Source organism: Terrimonas ginsenosidimutans (genome assembly GCF_022012415.1).
Lineage (GTDB): Bacteria > Bacteroidota > Bacteroidia > Chitinophagales > Chitinophagaceae > Terrimonas_A > Terrimonas_A ginsenosidimutans.
On sequence record NZ_JAKLTR010000006.1, the window covers coordinates 68,013 to 92,883 of the forward strand.

Annotated in this window: 16 protein-coding genes; 2 read left to right on the forward strand and 14 right to left on the reverse strand. The window is 46.5% G+C overall.

Annotated features, from left to right (window positions below; genetic code table 11):
* Positions 1–5 precede the first annotated feature (5 nt).
* The 3 genes from LZZ85_RS10825 to LZZ85_RS10835 form a co-directional block, all read right to left on the reverse strand.
* Positions 6–2,453, reverse strand: coding sequence for a TonB-dependent receptor domain-containing protein (locus LZZ85_RS10825; RefSeq protein WP_237871523.1), 2,448 nt, complete (start codon positions 2,451–2,453; stop codon positions 6–8).
* 397 nt (positions 2,454–2,850) lie between these two features.
* A complete protein-coding gene (locus LZZ85_RS10830) occupies positions 2,851–3,615 on the reverse strand; it encodes a LytR/AlgR family response regulator transcription factor (protein WP_237871525.1) in 765 nt (254 codons plus the stop codon).
* Positions 3,599–4,765, reverse strand: a complete 1,167-nt coding sequence (locus LZZ85_RS10835; RefSeq protein WP_237871527.1) for a sensor histidine kinase — start codon at positions 4,763–4,765, stop codon at positions 3,599–3,601. Before LZZ85_RS10835 ends, LZZ85_RS10830 begins: the two co-directional genes overlap by 17 nt.
* A gap of 101 nt (positions 4,766–4,866) precedes the next feature.
* Here LZZ85_RS10835 and LZZ85_RS10840 point away from each other — a divergent pair, with 101 nt between their 5' ends.
* Together LZZ85_RS10840 and pgi are read left to right on the forward strand one after the other, a co-directional pair.
* Complete coding sequence (locus LZZ85_RS10840; protein ID WP_237871529.1) at positions 4,867–5,880, forward strand: threonine aldolase family protein; 1,014 nt, start codon at positions 4,867–4,869, stop codon at positions 5,878–5,880.
* A 10-nt stretch (positions 5,881–5,890) separates the two neighbouring features.
* Positions 5,891–7,540, forward strand: a complete 1,650-nt coding sequence (pgi, locus tag LZZ85_RS10845; RefSeq protein ID WP_237871531.1) for a glucose-6-phosphate isomerase — start codon at positions 5,891–5,893, stop codon at positions 7,538–7,540.
* A 307-nt stretch (positions 7,541–7,847) separates the two neighbouring features.
* On the opposite strand, the gene LZZ85_RS10850 is transcribed toward pgi, so the two are convergent.
* From LZZ85_RS10850 to LZZ85_RS10900, 11 genes are all read right to left on the reverse strand, one after another.
* Positions 7,848–8,279 (reverse strand): DUF3276 family protein, encoded by a 432-nt coding sequence (locus tag LZZ85_RS10850; protein ID WP_237871533.1) that lies wholly within the window; start codon positions 8,277–8,279, stop codon positions 7,848–7,850.
* A gap of 319 nt (positions 8,280–8,598) precedes the next feature.
* Positions 8,599–10,431, reverse strand: coding sequence for an ABC transporter ATP-binding protein (locus LZZ85_RS10855; protein WP_237871535.1), 1,833 nt, complete (start codon positions 10,429–10,431; stop codon positions 8,599–8,601).
* 99 nt (positions 10,432–10,530) lie between these two features.
* Positions 10,531–11,484, reverse strand: a complete 954-nt coding sequence (locus LZZ85_RS10860) for a VOC family protein (protein ID WP_237871537.1) — start codon at positions 11,482–11,484, stop codon at positions 10,531–10,533.
* Positions 11,485–11,493: 9 nt separating this feature from the next.
* Positions 11,494–11,808, reverse strand: coding sequence for a GNAT family N-acetyltransferase (locus LZZ85_RS10865; RefSeq protein ID WP_237871539.1), 315 nt, complete (start codon positions 11,806–11,808; stop codon positions 11,494–11,496).
* A gap of 589 nt (positions 11,809–12,397) precedes the next feature.
* Positions 12,398–13,747 carry a hypothetical protein gene (locus tag LZZ85_RS10870; protein ID WP_237871541.1) on the reverse strand — a complete coding sequence of 450 codons (1,350 nt, stop codon included), beginning with the start codon at positions 13,745–13,747 and terminating at the stop codon, positions 12,398–12,400.
* A 173-nt stretch (positions 13,748–13,920) separates the two neighbouring features.
* Positions 13,921–15,378: a glycoside hydrolase family 88/105 protein gene (locus LZZ85_RS10875; RefSeq protein ID WP_237871543.1), complete on the reverse strand. Its 1,458-nt coding sequence runs from the start codon at positions 15,376–15,378 to the stop codon at positions 13,921–13,923.
* Positions 15,379–15,556: 178 nt separating this feature from the next.
* On the reverse strand, positions 15,557–16,387 hold the full coding sequence (locus LZZ85_RS10880; RefSeq protein ID WP_237871546.1) for a hypothetical protein: 831 nt from the start codon (positions 16,385–16,387) through the stop codon (positions 15,557–15,559).
* Between the two features lie 405 nt (positions 16,388–16,792).
* Positions 16,793–17,716: an AraC family transcriptional regulator gene (locus LZZ85_RS10885; RefSeq protein WP_237871548.1), complete on the reverse strand. Its 924-nt coding sequence runs from the start codon at positions 17,714–17,716 to the stop codon at positions 16,793–16,795.
* A gap of 204 nt (positions 17,717–17,920) precedes the next feature.
* Positions 17,921–20,245 (reverse strand): DUF5703 domain-containing protein, encoded by a 2,325-nt coding sequence (locus tag LZZ85_RS10890; RefSeq protein WP_237871550.1) that lies wholly within the window; start codon positions 20,243–20,245, stop codon positions 17,921–17,923.
* The gene (locus LZZ85_RS10895; protein WP_237871552.1) at positions 20,245–23,610 is read right to left on the reverse strand and encodes a glycosyl hydrolase; all 3,366 of its coding nucleotides are present in this window, start codon (positions 23,608–23,610) and stop codon (positions 20,245–20,247) included. Before LZZ85_RS10895 ends, LZZ85_RS10890 begins: the two co-directional genes overlap by 1 nt.
* A gap of 153 nt (positions 23,611–23,763) precedes the next feature.
* A complete protein-coding gene (locus LZZ85_RS10900; RefSeq protein ID WP_237871554.1) occupies positions 23,764–24,870 on the reverse strand; it encodes a glycoside hydrolase family protein in 1,107 nt (368 codons plus the stop codon).
* Between the last annotated feature and the right edge of the window lies 1 nt (position 24,871).

Here is a 24,871-nt window from a genome sequence, read left to right on the forward strand (position 1 = left end):
CAGGTTTAATTTCCTCCTCCGCTTTTCACCCTGTTCTGCTCATCATCCGCGCCACCTGTTTTTCTGCGTGCAGGGGCAATATTCTTTTTACCGAAGCGGTAAGTAAAGCTCATATTGAACTGGCGGCTATCGCGGCGGCTGCTGATCATTACGTCTACATCGCTGTATTTTGCGTAGCCATTGAATTTTTGTGTCCACAGGATATCGCGTACGCCAAATTTCAATGTTCCTTTTCCTTTGAGCATTTGTTTGGTGATCGCGCTGTTCACTGCACCCATCGCATTAGCAACAAGGATACCTTCTGCCGCTTTGCTGCGATACCATCCGCTGATCTCTGCATTCCATCCTTTGCCCAACGTAAATGAGTTGGTGATATTACCGAGAAAGCTGGTAAAAGCAATCTCAACCGGATCGTTATTGTATAAACCTTTGTAGCTATTGCGGAAGACGTTGGTATAGATATTCGCATTCCACCATTTGCGTACCGGGATATTTGCCATTACAGAAACACCCCACTGTTTCATCGTGCTGAAATTATCTTTTGTCTGGAATGTGATGTTCTTTTCTGTGTCCTGTTTCAGCAATTCAGTAATGATATCAGTTGTTTGTGTATAGTTGACTGTTGTTGTAAGGAAACGGTTATAAGTATGACTGAATTCAAAATTGTTTGTGAACTGAGGAGTCAGGTAAGGGTTACCCTGTCCGTAAGTCAGCGAATCCAGGAAGAAGATGAAAGGGTTCAGGTCATCATAATCCGGGCGCATGATCCGGCGGCTGTAGCTCAGGTTGAACTGGTTCTTTTCATTCATATTGTAACCTGCTCCAATATTGGGGAAGAGGTTGGTGTAATTACGTTTGAATGAAGAGTCGTTGCTCAGCTGATGTCCTTTTGCGATCGTGTTCTCCAAACGCAGGCCGGCTGTCAGTTCCCATTTTTTGATAGAACGGGAAAGGATCGCATATGCAGCATTGATATTCTCATCATAAATAAAGTGGTTATTACGGTCTTTCGCATCTACTCCGTTACGCTGGTAATTCACTTTATTATCCGTATTCACAAAACTGGTTTTAGCACCGGCTTCCAGGCGAAGACCGCTTTTGAACGGGTGAACATAGTCCACTTTACCACTATAGATCTTGACAACAGATGGGATAATACCTGGCATCAGTACATCCTGGCCGGGCATATGCTGGTTGTTCTCATTGAAGCTCCTGGTCAGTAAACTTGTTCTATTGTCATTATCGTAATAGGCCCAGTCAAAGTCCGTGCTGATCTCACGGCCGGTTGAGTCAAACGTGTGTTTATAGTTGAAGTTGGTAGTAATGTTGGATGATTTCCTGCTGTTATCAGCAAATGATTCGAGTTTGCTCAACAGCTTCCCGCTGTTATCCCTGATATTGGTATTGCTGTATGGATCTTCATCATTTGTATTGAAGTTACCGTTGATCACCACACCTGCCACATCTTTCTTTGAGAAGTAATAATCCATTCCCACTTTGGCATTATGATATACACCTTCGAAATGCGGTCTTGATACCTGGTCGATGGTACGGAGCAAAGTCACTTTATCCGCCGCATAGAGTTTACGGTCGATCAGCAGCCTGTTGTATCCTTCGTATGTACCAGCGTTATAGCCGCCGAATACGTTGAGTTTGTTATTCCGGTAGTTCAGATTGGCACCACCGTTGAAACGGGCATACAATCCCTGGGTATATCCAACATTGGCGTTACCATTCATTCCTTTTACAATACCCTTTTTTGTTTTGATATTGATAATGCCGGAATTACCTGACGCATCATATTTTGCAGGCGGATTGGTCATGATCTCGATCTGATCAATACTAGTGCTCTGCATGTTTTTCAGCAAAGCGGCAAGATCAGCGCCACTCATATAAGTAGGCTTGCCGTCAACGAGGATCATGACGCCCTGTTTACCTTTCACACTGATATTTCCGTCGTTATCTACCGTTACACCGGGAGATTTTTCCAGCAATTCCATGGCTGTTAAACCGGCATTTGTTGGTGATGCATCCACATTCACCACCATTTTACCAGGCTTTTGCTCGATGGCAGGTTTTTTTGCGGTGACGGTTACGCCGGCAATTGCCTGTGCCTGTGGTACGAGTTCGATGGTTTTTACTTCAACAGCTGTTGAAGTGGCCGAGATCTCCAGTGGAGCAGAAAAGCCTTTCTCATGTCCGACCGCGGAAATCGCCACGATATAGCGCCCTTCGGGAACATTTTCAAACTCATATTTACCCGTTTTATCGGCCACCGCCATTTTCGCCACAGACGAATCTTTGGCTTTCAGAAGCGTTATCGTAGCAGATTCAATTGTTTTTGTGCTGCCGTCAATAACAGTACCACTGATACGACCGGTTTTAGTTTGAGCATAACTGGCTAAGGATAAGAAGGTTAAGGATAACGCCAGCAAGGATAAGACTTTTCTCATTTCAATGGTTTTATATAATAAGTACTTGTTCTTGTTTATTACAGTTTAAAGGTAGGTACTTTGCAATACCAAGATCATTGCTTTAAATTAAGCGGCCTTTATCAGGGATAAGCGGCCGTCATGTAAATTGTCTCAATGTGACGCAGCTGCGTGATCCAGGTTACAGCTTTAGGGTCGTTTAGGATGAAGGGATTTTGTAAAGGATGGGCGGAAAGGAAATAATCGTTGGAGCTTACCGGGCTGTTTTCGAAGCTCGCTGTAACAAAGTAACAACGAAGCCATGCTGCAGAGAATCTAATTCCGGTGAGGTGGGGTATTATGTTGGTTGAACCGGGGTTTATGGCGTTGAGCAGAGTATCTATGATGATGGCGCGAGAATGGCAGAGAGCTAAAATGACTACAGGCCAAATTCCGTTTTTATCATTTCGTAGTACGTCCGACCTGAAGTGATCCTCGAACCGGCTTTATCATCCATCACAAAAAGGTACCGGCCGTTGAAATGCCTGTGCATTTCCTTTATCCTGTCCTTATTAATAAGGAATGATTTCTGAATGCGGAAAAATTGTTCCGGCAATTTTTCTTCGAGTGCTGATAAGGTCTGATCAGTTAGATGTTTCTGTCCTTCCGCTGTATAGATATAAACATATTTATCCTGCGATTCAAGAAAAACGATCTGATCAAACCTGAGCAGGATTATCCGGTCGCCGGTTCGGATAGATAGAGCCGTCGCCTGTTTAGGTGTTTGTATCTGGCGGATCATTTCCTGTAACCCCAATACATCTATTGTCGCATTCAGTTTTCCGAACCGCTTCAGTTTTTCCATGCTTTGCGTCAGCCGTTCTTCCTTGATCGGCTTTAGCAGGTAATCGATCGAGAACGTTTCAAACGCTTTCATGGCGTATTGCTCATACGCTGTGGTGAAAATGATGTTCGGCTTATTTGACAACCGTTCGATCACTTCAAAACCGGTAAGATCGGGCATTTGAATATCGAGAAAGATCAGATCGGGTTGCAGGGATTGGATTTTCTGAATAGCCTCCTCCCCTGTCCCGGCTTCGCCGACTACCTGGACCAGTTCATGATATTCGAGTAAAAGATTCTTCATCAGGCGGCGTGCTGCCGGCTCATCATCCACCAGGATCGCTTTATATAGCTGGTTCATTTTTCATTAGTTTTTTTATATAGATTACCACTTCTTTTCTTGGCTGGTTGCCAAAATGGATCTCATACCCCCCGGGAAATAAAAGGTCCAATTTATCATACACGCTTCTCACACCATAGCCCGGGCTTAGCTCACTGGTAAAGAGTGGTCCGTTATCATTGATGCGTATCACCAGTATTCCTTGTTCAAGTTTAATGTCCAGCCTGATCTCCGTCATTTTCCCGGTTGCTTTCAACCCGTGCTTCACCGCATTTTCCATCAGTGGCTGTAGTACAAACCGGGGAACCAGGTAATGCATCACTGCATCATCCACGTTGATATGATAACTAAGCTGATCTTCAAACCTGATCTTTTCTATCTGAAGATAAACTTCAGCCATTTCCACCTCTTCCCGGATGGATGAGTAATTGTTGTTACTGTAGTTTATGCTGTAACGGAACAGATCAGCCAGCGCCACTGTCATCTTTCTTGCTTTCTTACCATCGGTGATGGAGAGATCAGCGATCGAATTAAGAGCGTTGTATAAGAAATGAGGGTTCACTTTTGAATGCAGCGCATCCAGTTCCGCCTTTGTTTTTAGTTCGCGAAGGCGGCTCAGCTCAAGTTCTTTTTCATCGAACTTCCGTTGCCTTTCCAGGTTGAGATAGCTGACCATGATGTATACAAACCCTGTTCCGCAGGCGAAGTATACGCTCATCACGACGGAAAATCCCGCGTATTCATATGGCTCATCAGTGAATAAGTACCTCACCAGCAGATTGACACCAACAAAAGCCAGGATCAATGTAAACAATACAAGTGTTTGCCTTCTGGCGAAAGAAAGCCGTCTGAAAAGCCGGTGTTCCGCCACAAACCAGGCAAGATTAAAAACGATCAGCGTGTTGGTCGTGATCACGATCAGTTCACCCATTAACGCATATCTCCATCCATGTTTTTTAACGGCATACACCAGTTCCCCATTCATTGGCGTTGCGGCCAGGATGATACAGGCGGCAACGATCCAGACCACTATATTTCTGCGAAGCCATTCGATCCTGATGGTCTGCCGGAAGATCTTCCTGAAATTGGCCAGGAGGTAAAATCCGATCAGGGCAAGCAGTATGCAGGACCCTACAAGCAGGGCATATTCCCAAATGGTTGGAGTGTTCATGATGTTGCCAAATTATGAAATCAAGTTAAGCAGAACCAAACACGTTCGCGAACTGTTTATTTTGAGGAGCGAACGGAGTATATTGCAAGTAAATTTCCTTCATGATCGTCGATTTCAGATCAGATACAGTTACGAAGCCCACTCCTGCTATGTTGGAGGCGATGATGTCCGCGCCGGTAGGTGATGATGTTTTCTCTGAAGATCCTTCAATAAACAAGCTCGAAACGATAGCTGCGTCCATGTTTGGGATGGAAGCCGCAATTTACTGCCCTTCGGGTACCATGACCAACCAGATAGCGATCAAGTGCCATACGCAGCCGGGCGATGAAGTGATCTGTGACGAAACCTCCCATATTTACCAGTACGAAGGTGGCGGCATTGCCTCTAATTCCGGAGCATCTGTAAAGCTGCTATATGGCGACCGTGGCCGCATTACAGCAGGCCAGGTGAAAGCCGCCATCAATCCGGATGATATTCACCGGGCTGCCTCCACGCTGGTTTCGCTGGAAAACACCTCCAACCGTGGAGGAGGAAGCTGTTATGAATGGCAGGAGATCCTCGCCATCCGTGAGGTTTGTAAAGCGAACGGGCTTGCCTTTCACCTCGATGGTGCGCGGCTATGGAACGCGATGGTTGCCAAAAAACAGACCGCCAGACAATACGGCGAAGCATTTGACAGCATTTCAATCTGCCTGAGCAAAAGCCTTGGCTGCCCTGTCGGCAGTCTGCTCCTTGGCACCCATACCCTGATCAAAAAAGCGAGAAGGGTCAGAAAAGCTTTTGGCGGCGGTATGCGGCAGGCAGGTTTCCTGGCAGCGGCCGGCATTTATGCGCTGGAGCATCATATAGACCGCCTGGCGATCGATCATGCGCATGCACAACAGATCGCTCATGCGATAAGTACAAGAAAATGGCTGAAAGAGCTATTGCCGGTAGAAACCAATATCATCATCTTTGAATTGAATGATGATACTGCTCCGCAGTTTGTTGCACAACTTAAAGAAAAAGGAATTTTAGCGTACGCAATCGCACCAAATCGTGTCAGGCTGGTGGTGCATCTCGATATCACCGCACAAATGACAGAACACACAATCAGCATTATATCATCAATATAAACAACATCCAATGCTTCCAAAGATCAATCCTACGGCAACGCCGACATGGCAATTACTGAAAGAAGAACACACCGTAATGCAGGCTGTAAAAATGAAAGACCTGTTTACATCAGACAAAGAAAGATTTGAACGTTTTCACCTGCAACTGGACGACATACTTTTTGATTATTCAAAGAATATCATCTCAGAAAAAACGATCTCGTTACTACTGAAACTTGCTGAAGAATCCAAAGTAAAGGAAAGTATCAAAGCAATGTTCTCCGGTGATGTGATCAACCAAACGGAACACCGTGCTGTGTTGCATACTGCACTGCGCAATTTCTCCAAAGATCCGGTACTGGCTGACGGCGAAGACGTGATGCCACAGATCAAAAAGGTATTGCGGAAAATGAAAACATTCTCTGACAAAGTACATAGCGGAGAACACAGAGGCTATACTGACAAACGCATCAAATATATCGTGAACATCGGGATCGGAGGAAGTGATCTCGGGCCATTGATGGTCACTGAAGCCCTGAAACCCTATTTCGAAGAGGAGATCGAAACATTCTTTGTGTCAAACGTTGACGGCACACATATTGCCGAAACGTTAAAGAAAGTTAAACCGGAAAGAACCCTGTTCCTGATCGCTTCAAAAACATTTACGACACAGGAAACAATGACCAACGCGCACACCGCAAGACAATGGTTCCTGAAAAAAGCAAAAGATGAAGCGCATATTGCCAAACACTTCGTGGCGCTTTCAACCAATGAGGCAGAGGTAGTGAAGTTTGGTATCGATAAAAAGAACATGTTTGAATTCTGGGATTGGGTCGGCGGCCGTTACTCATTATGGAGTGCGATCGGCTTATCTATTTCATTAAGCATCGGTTACAAAAACTTCGAGCAATTGCTGAAAGGCGCTTACAGTACTGATCAGCATTTCCGGGAAGCACCGTTTGAAAAGAATATCCCCGTATTGATGGCGTTGATCGGTCTATGGTATACGAATTTCTTTGGTACGCAAACAGAGGCCATTCTTCCATATGACCAGTATATGCATCGTTTTGCCGCGTATTTCCAGCAGGGAAATATGGAGAGTAATGGCAAGAGTGTAGACCGCAGCGGCAAGCCGGTTGATCATGCAACAGGTCCGGTGATCTGGGGCGAACCCGGCACAAATGGACAGCACGCGTTCTATCAGCTGATCCACCAGGGAAGTATCAAGATCCCCTGTGACTTTATCGCGCCGGCGCAATCACATAATCCACTCGGTGATCATCATGTTAAATTGCTGTCCAACTTCTTTGCGCAAACAGAGGCATTGATGAATGGAAAATCGGAACAGGAAGCAAAAGCTGAGCTGGAGAAACAGGGCCTTGATGCCGACAAGATCAGCAAGCTCCTACCCTTCAAAGTATTCACGGGCAACAGACCGACGAACTCATTCCTTATTAAGAAAATCACGCCGTATACACTGGGTCAGCTGATCGCATTGTACGAGCATAAGATCTTCGTGCAGGGTGTGATCTGGAATATCTTCAGCTTTGACCAGTGGGGTGTTGAATTGGGTAAACAGCTGGCGAATAAGATCCTTCCTGAACTGGAGAATGATCAGGCTGTAACCTCGCATGATTCATCTACGAATGGATTGATCAATGCGTTCAAGAAGATGAGATAAGGCTGGATTTTCCAGTGCAGACCTGATATTGACTGGCATAAAAGGAACGCGGCGGACGCAACGATACACGGCGAGCGCAACGAAATACAACCATTTCCAAGGCTGTTTGCGCTGCGTCCATTGCGTATCGTTGCGGTCCGCCGCGTTTCTTTACATCAATTAAATAGCGAGAGCGATTCCTGGTCCTGGCAAGGGAGCATTAGAGATAAAGCCCAGGCCGAAACTCAAACGAAAGTGTTGATTCCGCTTAAAAAAGAAAGCCCCCTGATAAAGATCAGGGGGCTTTTTTATTCAGTTCAAAATGGTCTTACCATTTATCTACTTCTTCGTTGGACGTGCTTGCGCTCGGCGCTGAAGCTGTAACCGTAGGAATTTCTCTTACTTCTTCAATTACTGCTTCTACCGTTTCTGAAGCACCACCTGCCAGTACTTCTCCATCTTCCGGTAATTCGTCATGATTGAATGCATCGAAATCAAAGTCGGGCATCAATTCTGTTTTAACATAATCAACCGCCTCATTCAACGCTTTAATGAACTTGTTGAAATCTTCTTTATACAAGAAGACCTTGTGCCTGTCATAACCGTTATCATCAAACCGCTTGCGGCTTTCAGTAATGGTCAGATAGTAGTCATTACCACGAGTAGCTCTTACATCAAAAAAATAAGTCCTTCTTTTTCCAGCGCGAATTCTTTTGCTGTAAATGCTTTCCAATTTTTTGTCGTTGTTCTCGTACGCCACAGTTAATGTTTTTGCAGATTAAGAAATTGCTTTGGTTTATGAAGTCACAAATATATAGATGTTTTTGAAACAGCCAAAAGAGAGTATAATTTATGACAAATGAGCTGGAATTGAGGTGGAGTAAGGGTCCCGGGGGAATCGTTGGCCGTTGTCCGTTGACCGTTGTCCGCATTTGATTCCAAAACTTTCTGTGGAAGAATTTGTCCCGTATTTCATCAACAACGACCTGGCGTTAGTTTTCCGACCGAACGGCCTAGCGGTCAACGGTAAACGGTCAACCGACAACGATCTTAGAGATTTCCCCCCTCAGTATTTCCACCTATTTCTCTCTATCCGTTTCCTGTTGCCGTGCATATAGATTTGCGTAATAGCCGTCGGGAATAGCCAGGAGGTCCTGGTGGGTTCCTTCCTCCACGATCCTGCCGTCTTCGAGAACGACGATCTTGTCGAAGGCAAAGAGGGTAAATATACGATGGGTGATGATGATCGCGGTTTTGTCCTGCAGGTAGTCATTCAGATTCCCGATGATCTCTTTTTCTGTTTTGGCGTCGACGGCGCTGAGGCAATCATCAAAGATCACCATGGAAGGATCTTTGATCAGTGCGCGTGCGATGGAGATCCGTTGTTTCTGACCGCCGCTCAGCGTTACGCCACGTTCTCCGATCATTGTCTGGTAGCCTTGAGAGAAGCCGGTGATCTCTTTATGTACACTCGCCTGGAGGGCGGCTTTTTCAACGTCGGCGGCATCGGCATGGGCAAGTCCGAAGCGGATATTGTTTTCGACCGTTTCACTGAACAGGAATACGTCCTGCGGAACGTAGCTCACCTGTTCGCGCAACTGTCGCAGGCTGAGTTCACGGATATCGATCCCATCCAGCAGGATACGTCCATTGTTCACGTCATACATTCTAAGCAGCAGCTGTGCCATTGTTGTTTTGCCGCTCCCGGTACGGCCGACGATCGCCACCTTCTGTCCTTTTTTGACAGACAGGTTAAAATTATTCATTGCCCGGATGCCCGTGTCAGTATAAACAAAGTCTACGTTTTCAAAAACGATATTTCCCTGCAGATCCACTTTTGTCGCTTTCTGCGGTTCGGCAATAGCAGGTTTTGTATCAAGAAACTGATTGATCCTTTTTTGAGAAGCTGCAGCGCGCTGGATCATGCTGGCAGTAAGGCCGATCGCACTCACAGGGAACATCATCATGTTGATGTACATCACAAATTCCACGATCGTATCAAGTCCGATATTATGTGTACCGCGGATATAGTACAATCCGCCGATCATGATCGTCAACAAAGTGCTGATACCGATGAGCAAGGTAATCGATGGAAAGTATACTGCTTCCACTTTTGCAAGACCAATGGCATTCTTCCTGTATTCTTCGCTGTTCTTCATAAAGAAGCCAAGCATGGCTTTTTCCTGGACAAACGATTTGATCACGCGGATGCCGGAATAAGATTCCTGTGCATTGGTAGTTAGATCGGAAAGGGAAGCCTGGATCTTTTCGCTTTTTTTATGGATCGTATTATTTACAAAATAGATCGTGATCGCCAGAACGGGTAATGGGGCCAGTACGTACCAGGTCAACAGCGGATCACGTTTATACATAAAGAAGACGGCGAGGGAGATAAGGGAGATCAGGTTGACGAGGTACATGATCGCCGGACCGGAGAACATCCGCACGCGGCTTACATCTTCCGCAATACGGTTCATCAGGTCACCCGTACTGTTGCGTTTGTAAAAACCGGAATCCAACTGCTGATAGTGTTTGTAGATCTCATTTTTCTGATCGAACTCGATATGCCGGCTCATGACAATGATCGTCTGGCGCATGAGGAACAGAAAGAATCCGCGCAATAATGCCAGTAGCAGGACGATAATACCGCACCATGCAACTACCTGCGTAAGCCCGGACATTCCTTCCATCCAGTTAATAAACTTCGTAACGAGATAGTCATATTGAGGTGCGCGCTTAGGTGGCTGATAACCGGGAAGCCCGAGTTTTCTCGGAACAAAGTCGATCACATAACCCGTTACCTGTGGCGTAAGTACGTTAAAATAATTGGAGAGAAAGATGAAGATGAGGCCGACTCCCAACCTGACACGGTACTTCCAGAAATATTTTTGAATGGCTTTCAGATGCTTCATGGGAGCGCAAGGTAAGAAAAGTAAAAAGTCAAAATTAAAAATTAAAAAACAGGCCTTTCTGCCCCCTTTTTACTTTTAAATTTTGACTTTTCAATTATTCTACCGGAACTGTTCAAAATCCAGCTTCACCGGTATGAGTTGTGCTTCGATGCCGGGCCTGTCGGGTTCAAACTGCAGGGGCAGTTTCAATTCTTCACCCAGGTGTCCCGGGTCTTCGTCGACCGAGAAGCCGGGTCCGGAAGTGGCCACTTCGAACAAGACACCACCGGGTTCACGGAAGTAGATCGATGTGAAATAGTTCCTGTCGAGAACGGGTGTCGGGTTGAGCATACGTTTCAGTACGCGTTCGCGTACTTCCAGCTGGGCTTTTGCGTCGGGAGTGGCAAAGGCGATATGATGTACAGTTCCGCTGCCGGCGAGTCCTTTCAGGCTGTCAGGAGTGCAAAGTATATCTACATAATTGCCCGGGGAGTTTTTTGCAGCAAAACGGAAGCGGTTGCCCTTTTCAGCGATGAGCTGGTGATCCAGTTGTTCTGAAAGCAGTCCGGCAGTCCGCTCATACCCTTCTTCCCAGATCTCTGCGTTGTACAGGCCTTTGAGCGCATGTTCTCCGGGAATATGGCCATAACTGAAACCGGGACGGTCGTCCCTGTCATTAAACACCAGTTCCAGTCCGAGGCCATCAGGGTCTTCAAAATAAACGACCAGTTCGCCTTCGAAGCGTTCGACAGGTTGTTTATATTCTACACTGAATTGTTTAAGCCTTGCCAGCCAGTAATTCATTGATGAGCTGGCTACGGAAAAGGTGGTGGTGTTCAACATTCCTTTTCCATGCCGGCCGCCGGTGAGTCCGGCGTAAGGGAAAAACGTCAGGATGCTTCCGGGGTTTCCAAGCTGATCTCCATAATAGAAGTGATATACGCCGGATGCATCGAAGTTGACCGTCTTCTTTACGAGCCGTAAACCAAGAATGCCTGCGTAAAAATCTATATTCTCCTGTGCGCCTGCCGCGATGGCAGTAACGTGATGAATGCCTGTGATCAATTGTGCCATAAGATAATTTTAAGAAGGGTCCTCCTGTTCTTGCGATCTGTTCCAGATGTCTGCGTACTGATCCGGGTGGCGTTTGAATTGCAGGTGAACATAAGGGCAGAGCGGGATCACGGAAAGTTTTTGAGAACGGGCATAGGCCACCATTTCGTCAAGGAGTTTTTTGGCCAGGCCTTTTCCTTCATGGGAAGTGGCCACTTCAGTATGGTAGACGGTTATATTTTTATCGTCCACAGAAACAACCATCTCCCCGACCTTCTCTCTGCCATCCATTATCAGAAATACACCTTCTCCGTTAGAATTCTTTACAAGTTGTACGTCGTTCATTATGTGGGTTTATGATGCAATTTACGGAGAATGTGGGAAGGGGGAGGTTTGGGAGGCTCCATAGGTTTGGCTAAAATCGAAACTGATAATAAACCTATCAAACCTATGGCATCTCCCGCTCCCCCATGCCCGTTACAGCTCATCAACGTCAGTGAATAAAAAATTATGCAACCGATACAATAAAATAAATACAAGAATTACCTGTTTGTGGTATTGCGAATATCAAAAGGGTTGCTATTTTTGTCTCGGTTTTTCATAGGATATTGGATTTTAAAAACGGGGCTGCATTTTCATGCTGGCCCTTTTTTTTTGATTAAGAGGGGAAAAAGGAAGTCAGGCTAAGTGGGTGGGACGGTTTGGGAAGAGTGAAGTTTTGCCTGAAGTTTACGGGATGTCTATTCCACTTTTATTCATGATTCGTCCATGACTTATACATGACTTGTCCGGAGTATCACGGTCTTTCTATATTTCATCCGGCGTGGATCTATAATCTTCGGGAGCTGCCTGCGCCTCGCAGGATCTAAGCACACTCACGGTTTGGCGTTACCCAATTTCTTTCGGGGGAGAATTCAAATACAGTAGCCGGTTTTTACTTTTTAGTTTTTTGGGGGATGGGAATGATACAGATGTTCATGGAGCGGTTGTCGGCAGACAGCATGGCCGACTGGATCTGGATCTTTGTTCCGTCAGGACTTACAGTGGGATGCGGGTGATCAGCAGCTGTGGTTTTATGGCCGGTGGAGAGCAGGGTCATTTCGCGGGTGTGGCGGTCGATCAGGTATATATTCCGTGCAAAGTCGTCGCCGACTGCCCATTTGCCGTCTGGTGAGCCGCTGACATGCCAGAGACCGCTGCCGCTGTCTGTCTGGCCGGCGATGGTCATTTCGCGCGTGCGGAGATTGACAATGGCCAGACCAGTTGGCTTTTCTCTCGTGCCGGATGGTCCCCAGTCCGTTTCCTGTCCGGGATTGGCGCCACTTACCGCTGTGCCTGGTTCCGTCTGGGTAGTTGTTCCCGGAATTTTTCTATGGCCCATGATCGCAATGGCGACCTCGTCTTTCGCAATGATGGCTTCGTGTGTGACCCATTCATAAGGAGCTTCGGGATAGAGCGGTCTTAATCCGCTTCCATTGGCCATCACCGTCCAGGTGCGTTGGGGCGATTTTCCGCCGGTTTCCCAGCAAAAGACAATTTCCCCCGGCTGCCATGGGTTCGCCTGGATATGCCCCACCTGAAAGCCTACAGAGATCACGTGACGGGTTTCCCCGGTTTTCAGATCCATCATGGCGATGCCCGATGGTCCGGCTCCCATATTCCTTGGTCCAAAGCTTTTTTCTATGGTAGCTTCCGAGGGCAAATGACGCGCGGCTTCATCCTTACTGACGCGGAAGTATGCACGACGTTCGTCCGCATCCAGCGCCATATCTCCCCCAGCGCCTATTTCTGCCGGCGTCGTGCCGCATATACGCTGATATGCATCGGCGGGTTTAAGGCGATTGGCTTTACTGTCTGCAAAAAGTTTTTCAAGATCGACCTCTACCAGTTGAACCGGAGCCAGTATTTTTTTTGTTGCGGTGTCCATGATGTTTCGCATGAAATACAGCTTCATTGAATGGCGGGCGATATTCAGCATTCCGGTGTAGCCGCCTTCGGTAACCTGTACCATCTCTCCTGTTTCTTCATTTACCGCCATTGCTTCTCCTTTTACGCGATTGGAGCGGAAGATCAGCCAGCGACCGTCAGATGTCCATTGGTTATGGGTTTGGTAGATTTTAGAGTCACCCGCGGGTGTGCTGGTAAGAAAGGTCAGCATTACACCTGTGACCGGGTCTTTTACGATCTTCTTTTCAGAAGGGAAGCGTTTTCCGATCTGTGCGTTGATGGTGCAGGCAATCGTAATGCAGACGAAAGCGGAGATGACCCTGGGAAGATTTTTCATCGTTATCGTTTTATTTTAACTGGCGTAGTGGAACGCAGCGGACGCGGCGAACCGCGGCGGACGCGGCGCAAACAGCCTTGAAGTATATTGTATTTCGATGCGTTCGCTGCGTTCCTCGCGGTCCGCGCCAGCCGCACCCGCTGCGTTCCACTGCGCCAGTCAAGTATCAGACACTATTTCATTTGAACGGCGCTGTCATTGATCTCAAACGGATGTTTTTCCAGCAGCCGGTACATTTCTGCGCCTGCCAGCAGCACCGGACCATAGCCATGTGCTGCGAAATTGTTCACCGGCCTGTAATAATAGAACGCAGGATCGAAGCCCATCCCGGTACCAACGCAGGTGCCTTCTACCTGTCCGTTTTCTGAAACTTTCGTACTCACCGCATTCCAGGCGAGCAGGGCCATCGGACCATATGCTTTTGCATCGAGCCAACCATGATTGATCGCACGGGCGATGCAATACGCATAGATCGCCGTGGCGGATGTTTCGAGATAGGAATCATTTCGATCAAGCAATTGATGCCAGAAACCGGTCTTGTCCTGCCGTGACGCCAATCCGGCAGCGTGTTGCTTCAATATATCCAGCACTTCTTTTCTTCCCGGATAACTGGCGGGAAGTGCATCAAGCAACTCGATCTTTGTCAGGATCGCCCAACCATTGGCCCGAGCCCAATGAAATTGCGGGTGAGGATCCATATCCTGTACCCAACCGTGCATGTACAGACCTTTTTCTTTGTTAAACATACGCGAAGAAAAAAGCCGGTACTGCTTTATCGCCTCATCAAAATACTTCTTATCGTTTTTATATACACCCATTTGTACCAGCGCAGGAAGGCTCATATAGAGATCATCCAGCCAAAGCGTATTGGGCAAAGGCCTGTTACGTGCCAGTGTGCCGTCTTTCAACCTGAACTCTTTATTCATGATATAAGAGACGTAGTTCTCTATCATGGGAGAAACATCTTCTTTTTTTGCGCCGGCTTTGATCGACTTGATCATGGCAGCAGCCATTGAACCGGCGTCATCAAGCGCATGCGGCTCAAGAACAGATCTTACCGGAGTTGTTGCACCGGCATTTTTTCCAAGATAGGATCTGTATTGTTTCACCACATCGGCCAGGAACTGGATCCGTTTGATCGTATAATCAGTATACCTTTTATCGCCAGTAGCTTCGCCCGCTTCCAGCATTCCGGTATATGCAACGCCCCATTCATAACTGATCAGGCGAAAATCGCCCTGTTTGAAAACGCTGTTGCTGTTCAGTTCTGCAAGATTGCTGACCGGCTGCTGGGTGGTTTTATCGATCATCTCCATGGGTGTGACAGACCCGAGGTAATTGTACACGCGATCAAGTACCTGTTTTACTTTTTCTTTGGTTGTTTCTCCATATGGCGTTACATAATCTGGCTTCATAAGGTGAAGCGGCATGGTAGCGTCATTTCCTTTTCCGGTGACATACTGTGCGTGAAGACTGGCACTGCACAACAATAACGCAACAGGCGCTACACGCAGACATTTAGTGATTGATCTCATAATGGAAGAATAAAAAGAATGAGGAGAATTCCTTTGATTGATTGCAGAAACATATGTGTCCGGACGGAATGCTTCCGGAATGAAAATATTGTTCATACGGCAGTATTACAGGCAAGTTAATGTATCGTAATTTAAAAATGCCCGGATGGAGTGGCATCCTGTACTGACCTGTGTGGGATGTTTACAAGTTTAAAAGTTTAACGGTTTAATAGTTGAATAATTGAACAGCCGACCTTTCTTTTGCGGATTTCAAAATTGCATGCACATCAGCATACTATTTCTTTCCTTTGATCCAGTTTTTGATGCGTTTGAAGATATCTGTTTTTTTAGGTCTCGCTTTTCCGTCATGAACAAGCTGATGGGTGAAGTTGTGTTCGATCTTTGCGGCATATTCCGTTTCCCCGCCTTGTTTCAGCGCCGGCAGATAGTGTTTGATATTATCGTTGAATGTGCCGTTCAATGATACGGTAAAGTAACCGCTTCGCTGAATGCCAGGTCTGTTTTGATTGATCGGCGGGTTATCGTTCTCATCAAAATAATCGACGTGGAAGATCTGGGGAGATAGTTTTCGCAGGCGTTTGGTGCCTTTCCGTTCATTTCTCCAGGGATGTTCGCCCTTGTGCAATTGATTGATGAGGAATTCACGGTTCCATAAAGTAACCTGGTGTGACATCAGATAATCTGATTGTTCATTATCCAGCGTCGATACATTAAAATCGCCGATATACGTTTCTGTGGATTTTGTTTTGTAGATATCAGCACTATGCAATTTTACCTGCTGCCAGTTGTATTTTTCTGCAAGTTCGAATAGTTGGTTGAAAAATGCAGCATCGGTTTTTGCTGTCAGCCACATATCTTCCTGGAAATAGATCACATATTTTTCTTTGATCTTTTCCTGCAAGAGATAACGCAACCTGTCGGCCCATTCGCCTTTTCCTGATTGGATATTTTGAAAGCCGTCTATGTTCACCTGTTTGTCTTCGGTGGCGAAATAGCAGTGGCAGTTTGCATTAAAATCCCAATTTGAGGAAAAGAAAAAGGAAAAGCCTTTGTATAAAAGTTCGTAGCGATCGCAGGTATGTACCAGCAGGGCGGTATTTTTCATGGTTGATCAGCATTAGTACGCCCGTGTTGAGAGGCGGAAGTTGCAAAGGTAGGAGAACAATTGGTTATTTCGATTGACACAAATTTTAATGAATGTCGGCTGGCGTATAAGGAGCGCGGCGGTCGCCACGATACGCAGCGAACGCGGCGAAATACAATGCTTTTTCATGGCTGTTTTCGCTGCGCCCGTGTTGAGAGGCGGAAGTTGCAAAGGTAGGAGAACAATTGGTTATTTCGATTGACACAAATTTTAATGAATGTCGGCTGGCGTATAAGGAGCGCGGCGGTCACGATACGCAGCGAACGCGGCGAAATACGAGGCTTTTTTATAGCTGTTTTCGCTGCGATCGCTGCGTATCGTGGCGATCGCCGCGTTCCAGCCACGCAGACCGGAAACAGGATGCTCCTATTCCTCCTGCTGATGCTGGTCGTTATTCACGGATCGGTATTTTTTTGGAGACATGCCAATGATCGTCCGGAAGCGTTTAGAAAAATAGTACGGATCATCAAATCCCATACTAAAGGCGATGTCTTTTACGGAGCGCGTAGTGAAATCCAGTTGCTGACAGGCTTTCTGCATTTTCATTTGCACAAAATAATCGATCGGAGCATAACCGGTTTTCTGTTTGAACAGATTGGAAAAACGTGAGACAGAATAGTTATACTGGCTGCTCAGTTCATTCAATGAAATATTATCGTTGATATGTTCCTGCATGAACAGGATGGCGCTGTCCACACAATCGATCTTATCAGAAGGCGCAGGCTCATAATGCCGCGTGTTATAGATGAACAGCGTCAGGAAATGAGAAAGGCACATGTTGGCGAAAAGCAGGTTATCGATACTGTAACCAAGTTCCAGCGTTTTATAGATGCGGGAGAAAAGTGGCAGCAGATCTCCGTTGTTCCGGATATAAAATGGTTTGAAATGTTTTTGCACTGCCTGGATGCCATTCAGCTCTTTGAGTGAATCACCACCAAAATGTATCCAGTAAATGCTCCAGGGATGCTCCTGGCTGCTGCCATATGCATGCTCTGTATTCTGCGGAAGAATAAAGAATTCATTAGGCCCCACTTCATGCCGCTGATCACCGATCTTATACCAGCCATGCCCATCCACGCAATAGAAAAGAAAGTTCTCCGCGAGTCCTTTCTTCCTGTACGTATAATGATCTTTTGCTTTGGGATAATAGCCAATGGAGCAGATATGCAGGTGCTTTAGCAGGGGATTGCTCTGCACTCTCGATTTAAGAATGGTCCTGGGTATTTCGATACGTTGTCGGCCAACGCCATACCAGATATTTTTATGTGAGCCTTCTTTATTCTCTTTCATAGCTGCAACCGGTGAAACCGGGGGTAAGTTAGGTAAAAAGTTTGAGAGGTTTGGGAGGTTTCACAGGTTCCAGAGGTTTGTCATTTTTAGTTAATGGATAACGCATTCTAATTTTAGTCTCTGGATGGATACTGGGTCTATAGCGCTACTGGAACCTTTGGAACCTCTTAAACCTACGGCAACCTATCAAACCTCTCAACCCTATCACATTATCTCCACATCGCCCCTTCTCGCCTCAGGTACCACCGTCAACCGCTCCATCTTTCCATTCTTCCAAACTGCTTCAACGGTTGTATTGCCGGGCGCGTGCAATTTGAAATGCACATCCAGTTCGGTTGGCCAGGATGGAAGCAGGAGGATGCGTTGTCCATCTGTCTGCAACAGCATTTCCTGCAGGCCGATCATGCCGCTGCCACCCCAGTTATGATCGGGAACCCAGTCGAAGCCCGGACCCCAGAATGCCGGAAAACGACGTCCGCTGTTCTTCAGTTTGGCCGAAGTCAATTTCCATGCGTCAGCTGCGAGACCGAGACGTGCAGCCCAGATATTATCCTGTTTCCAACCGATATGACTGCGGAATTTTATTACGTTCGTGTCATACTTCCAGGTATTGAGCGCAGTATCCAGGCCCGGCTTTCCTACACCATAAATGTTCCAGGGATAGACGGGGTATAGTTGCGGCGACTCCGTATTGTTGATCCGCTCCCAGGTGATCGCCGGAGCGATCGTTGTTTTTCCAAATACGTTTGTGTACGGGACCACGGGGATCTTTTTTGAGAATGCCAGCCATAGTTTGCGCTTTTCTTCTGTCGCATATTTCGCAGGCAGCGCAAGCAGCCGCTGGCTTAATACCTGTAGTCCGGCAATGGTGGAGCTGGCGTTATAAGCCATCTTGAATGTTTCCGCGCCTGAACCCGGAAACAGGATCAGTTTTCCTTCATCAGTCAATGCCTTTCGCCCCCGGAGTTTCGCGAGATACTGATAGTGCTCATCAAAGAAGCGAAGACAGCTTTCGATAAAGGTGATGCGATCAGTGATATCGCGTCCTGTGTATGCTTCTTCTTCGAGCATCATCAGGCAGAACTCAAGGACAGTATCCCACTGATGTTCAAGCCAGGCATTGTATTCAACGCCTTTATCGAACCAGGCAGGCCGTCCCTGTCCGTATTCGGCATAGTTGGGTAACCCGTAATTCTCCAGTTGTTCAGTAAATGATGCACCGCCATGGCCCCAGTAAACCTTACTACGCAATTCGGCATTTTTCTGTAAGCGCAAATAGAAATTCAATTGAGCTTGCAGGATATCCCAGTCACCATTTTTTATGGACGGAAAATAAACCAGGCGTTGATTCTGCGATGTGTGAATGCCGCCGCCCCAGTTGCGGTAATCAGGTGTCAGATGATGCGCAGAATCAGTGAATACGGGATCGACGGTAAATAATCCTCCATTAAATTTTGTAGGCCACTCTCCTTTTGCGTTGGCGGCGAGCATGTACCGGAACAGCTGATAGTTTCTTGAGACATCTTCAGCCTCCGTTTTGCCAGCAGGTTTACCGATATGAATAAAACTTCTGTTCCAGAATTCATTCCACCATTTCTGCGAAGCAGTAAAATTAACAGCGCGGCGCTTATGTTGCGTTGCAACAAGCGAGTCAAGCGATCTTCTCCAATTCTCTGTTGTTCCCTGACTATTATTCAGGTAAACGCTGATGGCGAAAGAAGAAGCAGGTTTATTGTTCTTCAGCTTCCATCCACGGAAATCCGTGTCAGTATACTTCCCATCGGCATTTCCTGCAGCAATGAAATTGTCTGCTATCAGCATTCCACCAAAGCAAAGATCTTTTATTGGATTGTAAAGATCTGCCTTGACGCTATCCATCGCTTGTTGTGCAACGGAAGCATCAAAAATATTGGGTGATTGATTGTTGTGATAGAAAACAACCTTATTTCCTTCAAAAGCAATACTGTCTTTTTTACCGATATTTTTTTTCGGCGCCGCCCATTTATAGGAATTACCGAAATTCTCCCGGGCTTGCAATACACGATCCTGGTAACGCCAGCTTTCATACAGTACTTCAGCACTTACTTTTTTATTGCTGTTTACTTCCACATGCGCGATCGGATGAAATACATCCACCCAGATCTTAGCCGTGGCTTTAACGCCATTTTTTTCACCACTAACAGTTATATATCCACTTTGAAGATGCAGTTCCTGTTTGAAATTATTTCCATCAAAGACGGCCGGAGACAACTTTAAGCGAAGTCTTCCCGATTTCAGCAATGCATTGTTCTCATCAAAATTCCCGGAACGTGCGATATAGATCAACAGGTCACCATTCTCCACCCAAACATTGAGACCGATGTCACCCGCTCCACATGGCATGGACTCGGATGAATTTTTACTGGTCGTATTCCAAACAACATTATAATCAGCGATCTTTTGCTGAGACATCGTGGAAGATGCTATCAGCATCATGCTGCTGAGTAAGACTGATGAAAGAATTTTACTTATTATAGGTTGTTTCTTCATTACGGCTGATAAAATAACAATAATACTTCCCCGGTAATACCGGCGGGAAGCAATGGCTTGCCTGCAAGTCGGAACGGGGCAGTCGTCCATGTGATCCGTTTTTCCTTTGGCAGCTGCTGGTCTCTGATCAGGCGGTTGGCCCATGTGTTGGACACTTCGATCTCTAATACATTCTCCCCGGTTTTTACTGCCTGACCTATAGATAGACGATATGGTTTCGTCCACAATACACCGCAATCCACTCCATTCACTTTTACCGAAGCAATATTGTTGATCTCTGATAAATTCAGATCGATCGATGCCCCTTCCATTATCTTTTCAAGCGTAAAAGTAGTGCGATATATGGCTGTACCTGAGTAATATTTTATGGTTGAATCCGCATGCGTTGTCCAACTTACAAGATCAGCAAAAGCGACAGGCTTTGCCGGGCCGCCAAATGCTGTATCAAAACTTACTGTCCATTTTTTCTGAAGAGCCAGCGAAGTGGCAGCTGGTTGCCGCTGCTGCAAATGCTGCTGAACACGGTTTTTCGTTCTGAATACGATAAAGTAAGATTGCGAAGGCGCAAAGTCAAGCGTTACCTGGATACGTCCCTGGAGGTCCTTGTATAAAGCACGCGTGTTGATCTTTCCGGTAACCGCATCCCAAACCTCAGGCAGGTATCCCTTAATATTGAAAAAGATTGAAGTCCGGAATGCACTGTCCTTCTGGTTTGCTATGAAATATACATCAGCACCTGAAGTCTTTCTATGGGTCCAGGCAATTACATTCTGCATCGCGGGCACTTCAACATCTTTCTTTATTCCTGCTGAAGAAAAATCGACAAGCGTATAAGGAGAAGAAATGATCTTTCCTTTTTTTCTTGTTTTATTGAAGATCTGTTTCACCACGGCATTCAGCTCTGCATTCTTTTCATTCATTACAGGTGAATGATAAGCCTGCTGATTGATCATGATCGTTGCGCCGGCATTCAGCAGTTCCAGGATCTTTTTTGCAACGGCCAGTGACATCAACCCAGCATCGGGTTGCATTTTATGCGTTACCGGAAATACCAGCAATGCATAACTAGCTCCACCGGGAAATGCCACACGGCCATTTACCACTTTCGCCTGTAACAGAACATCGGGATTGAATGAATCATACGCATAGCCATTCAACGGATCGATCCAGTCTTCCGGATCCGCCATATTTGCTGAATGCGTTACACCGTCCGGAATACTACGTGTAGGTTGTCCTTTGTTCTCCAGTCTCCGTTTCTCCTCTTCTACCCTTTGCTTACCAAAGATGCCCGGCAATGTGCTGACCAATCGATCGGGCAACAATGAACGGCGCGGCATTTCTTCACCGATAAACACGGCAATATCAACCACCGGTTTTCCTTGCTGCAATAAGGCCTGGCTTCTTGTGATATAATCAACCCATGCTTTCGCTGGTTTGAACCAGGTTTGATCACGTTGAAAGTACAGGCCCACTCCATCCAGTGTCATGCCCGGTTTACGATCGAGCCAGGGATTGTGTGACCATACGTGAAATACAAACCGGTTAATGCCCAGGGCAAAATTGCGGTCGCCAACAGCTTTGAGATTGCCGGGATGTTCACCCCAGTTCATCCGTACAGAGGTGAATGCTTCTGCAGAAATGATATTCTTCCCATAGATCCGGCCGCCATTGATGGCATCAAGCATATCATTAGGCTTGTCATGCGTTGGGCTATTCAACCAGAATTCTCCCATGGGAAGATCAGTATGCTGATAATGCAGCAAGCCGTCGCTCATCATGGTTGGAGCAACAGACTCGGCGGTGAACGAACAACCTTTCTCTTTCGCAAGATCTTTTAACGTTGGGTAAAAAACATCTGTCACCAGGTCGGCAACGGTCTGCCTTAAATCATGTAAAAAGTTTTCAGAAGTAGCTGAATCCTGTAAAGGAACGCCGGTCATGGTGAGCAGATAAGGCTTCAGATCATACCCACGGCGTTTTTTGAATTCAGCGGCAAAGTTCCTGCTCCAGTTCTGGCTACCGCATTCCCAGCTGTCGATATAAAAGATCTTCAATACTTCTTTTGCCAGTGCAGGATCATTGTTGAATGCTTTGCCAAACCAGTTATCAAATTGAAGTTTGATGGCGGCAGGATTGAACTTATCACACTCTAATCCTCTTGCCGCGCCGCCTGTTGCATTGGTATGACCGGTTGATGTATGCCCGATGCGAACGATGATCCAATCGCCTGCTGGCGCTTTCCAGTTCAGATTACCTTCCTTATCCATTTTTCCGGTAAGATCGATCACTGAAGCCAATGGAGTGTATGTGTTTTGGGGTAGCTGTGCTGTTGTAGTTCTTTTGCTTAATCGCCAGATAGAGGCGTTCTTGCCTTCATACTGACTGATCACAGGTTCATCCGAAAGCAGCAGGTGCATGATCTTGAAAGTGGCTTTCCATTTTGCCGCGTCAAGATCTTCTGAACCGGGTTCTGTCCCTTCTTTATCATATACGAAACGGAAATATCGAGCCGTGGTTGGCGGCAATGCGTAAGTAAAATCTTCATCGGTATCCTGCCATCCATGTCGCGGAGCTTCAAGGCGGGTGACAGTTGTGAAATTCATACCATCATTGCTTTGCTGAACGATCAGCCTTTGAGCCTGGTAATTATTCCCACCTGTATGAATTCTGATGGAACGGCAGGTAAATGGACGTGGATATTTATATTCGATCCAGCCGGCAGAGTCCATACGCAGGCTTTCTTTTCCTTCGCTTTCAAAACAGAGGAAGGACGGCTTAGTCCCATTGCTGGTGCTTACTGTCGGGATCAATACCGTGTCTGCAAAAGCCTGTTTGCCGATGGCAGGATAAGCAAACACGGCAACATCTTCATAGTAGTCTTGTACAGCTTCGGGCTGATCAAGTTTGATTGCATTTGCATTGCCGTTCTTTATATACGTTTTTGTCCAGACCAGTTTTTGCATAGATAGTTCGGGCGTGATCCATGGGCCGCCGGCCAGTGCAAAGCCATCGCTCACGTGCATACCGAGTTTAAGACCCAGGCGCTTTGCCTCCTGTTGTGCGAAGTGGATATTCTCCCACCATTCGGGGCTAAGCTGCCGAACGGCAGGTTGCATCAACGGAGGTGAGGTGGTGTCTTTGATCATCACCATATAGGCACCACCGATGCCCATTTGTTTCATGGCTTCGAGATCAGCGGTAATGCCGGGTTTGGAAGAAGCAGCCTGCATCCAGTACCAGAGCACCCAGGGTTTTGCAGATTCGGGTGGCTTGCGGAAAAGGGTTTCCAGGTCAGCGCCCGTTTGAGCGTGTGAGTTATGAACAGAAAATGCGATTAATAATATGAAGAGCCATTTATTTTTCATTGCATCAGGCAAGTGTTGTTACTTTTCTTTGTTTGATCAGCGTGGGAGTATCGCAGAGGACGCCAGGAAAACGCAAAGAACGCGAAGGTACCTTTGTGATCTTTGCGTTTTCTTAGCGTTCTCTGCGATACTCCCACCCCATTCCGGATAAGATTATTGAGCCACGAAATTGACAGAAGACTTTCCCTTATCAACAGAAGTCGCCACTGCAATTCCCCGCTGATCCTTATTATTTACTGCACAGTAAAAATGATACACCACTCCTTTATGTTTTACCACGAAAGATTTATGCGCAAATTTTTCATCATAAGGTTCAGAAGATCTGATCAGATCATCACCATTCCAGTCGGTCCAGTTCACCAGGTCATAAGAACACGCGAACCGGTTGAAGGCATCTTTTCTTCCTTCCCAGAATGCCCCGAAATAGAACATGATCCAGAGATCGCCTTTCTTTTGCAATACCGCATCACCGGTGATCCCGATCGGGTGATGCATTACAGGATCTTCACCTAATCTTTTCCAGTTGACCATATCGTTTGATACTGCCATTCCGATCCGTTCAAACCAGCGCCATTTCGGTTTATTGCCGCTGCTATCGCCATTGGCATTGTAGTACATCACAAACGGATAACCGGTCAGCTTCTTCTTATCTTCAATTACTGTGCTTTTAAAGATCTTTTTGTTCTCCCACCATCTTACAGAAGGATCGGTCGAAGTTAAAACAGGATGATCAATTCTTTGCCATTCGTGGGCAGCGGCCGGGTTCTTACCTGTAAAAGCCATGCCAATGGCGAGCTCACCAGCCTCGTAGCCACGGTCTTTCCCTCCGAAATAAGACATCCAGTACTTCCCCTGGAATTTATTCAGCTGATAATTTCCGCCCCATTTTGTGTCCTGCAGCGCCATATAACCCGCCTTCTGGTTATTGTCCCAGTGGGCAGTGTCAGAAAACGACATGATCCGTCCCAGGTTTTCCCAGTGCAACAGGTCTTTGCTTTTTGCCAGCCAGGTTTCATAACCACGGCCGTCAAAAACGATCCAGCTCATGAACCAATCCTTCCCTTTGCGGAAAACAGTCGGGCAGTCGATCTTTTTATTGTTATCCTGCGGAACAACAACAAGACCATATTTATAGGGAGTCTTTACTTCTTCATAGATCTGCTGCATGGTTTCCTGGCTCACCGTTCTGGACTGAGCATAGGAAGCCACAGAAAGAATTGTTCCAAAAAGAAAGGAGATCACAAGTCGTTTGTTCATCATA

Excerpts from the sequence above, each read along its gene's own strand:
- LZZ85_RS10825 (WP_237871523.1), bottom strand. The coding sequence starts at position 2,453 with ATGAGAAAAGTCTTATCCTTGCTGGCGTTATCCTTAACCTTCTTATCC.
- LZZ85_RS10830 (WP_237871525.1), bottom strand. The coding sequence starts at position 3,615 with ATGAACCAGCTATATAAAGCGATCCTGGTGGATGATGAGCCGGCAGCA.
- LZZ85_RS10835 (WP_237871527.1), bottom strand. The coding sequence starts at position 4,765 with ATGAACACTCCAACCATTTGGGAATATGCCCTGCTTGTAGGGTCCTGC.
- LZZ85_RS10840 (WP_237871529.1), top strand. The coding sequence starts at position 4,867 with ATGATCGTCGATTTCAGATCAGATACAGTTACGAAGCCCACTCCTGCT.
- pgi (WP_237871531.1), top strand. The coding sequence starts at position 5,891 with ATGCTTCCAAAGATCAATCCTACGGCAACGCCGACATGGCAATTACTG.
- LZZ85_RS10855 (WP_237871535.1), bottom strand. The coding sequence starts at position 10,431 with ATGAAGCATCTGAAAGCCATTCAAAAATATTTCTGGAAGTACCGTGTC.
- LZZ85_RS10860 (WP_237871537.1), bottom strand. The coding sequence starts at position 11,484 with ATGGCACAATTGATCACAGGCATTCATCACGTTACTGCCATCGCGGCA.
- LZZ85_RS10865 (WP_237871539.1), bottom strand. The coding sequence starts at position 11,808 with ATGAACGACGTACAACTTGTAAAGAATTCTAACGGAGAAGGTGTATTT.
- LZZ85_RS10870 (WP_237871541.1), bottom strand. The coding sequence starts at position 13,747 with ATGAAAAATCTTCCCAGGGTCATCTCCGCTTTCGTCTGCATTACGATT.
- LZZ85_RS10875 (WP_237871543.1), bottom strand. The coding sequence starts at position 15,378 with ATGAACAATATTTTCATTCCGGAAGCATTCCGTCCGGACACATATGTT.
- LZZ85_RS10880 (WP_237871546.1), bottom strand. The coding sequence starts at position 16,387 with ATGAAAAATACCGCCCTGCTGGTACATACCTGCGATCGCTACGAACTT.
- LZZ85_RS10885 (WP_237871548.1), bottom strand. The coding sequence starts at position 17,716 with ATGAAAGAGAATAAAGAAGGCTCACATAAAAATATCTGGTATGGCGTT.
- LZZ85_RS10890 (WP_237871550.1), bottom strand. The coding sequence starts at position 20,245 with ATGAAGAAACAACCTATAATAAGTAAAATTCTTTCATCAGTCTTACTC.
- LZZ85_RS10895 (WP_237871552.1), bottom strand. The coding sequence starts at position 23,610 with ATGAAAAATAAATGGCTCTTCATATTATTAATCGCATTTTCTGTTCAT.
- LZZ85_RS10900 (WP_237871554.1), bottom strand. The coding sequence starts at position 24,870 with ATGATGAACAAACGACTTGTGATCTCCTTTCTTTTTGGAACAATTCTT.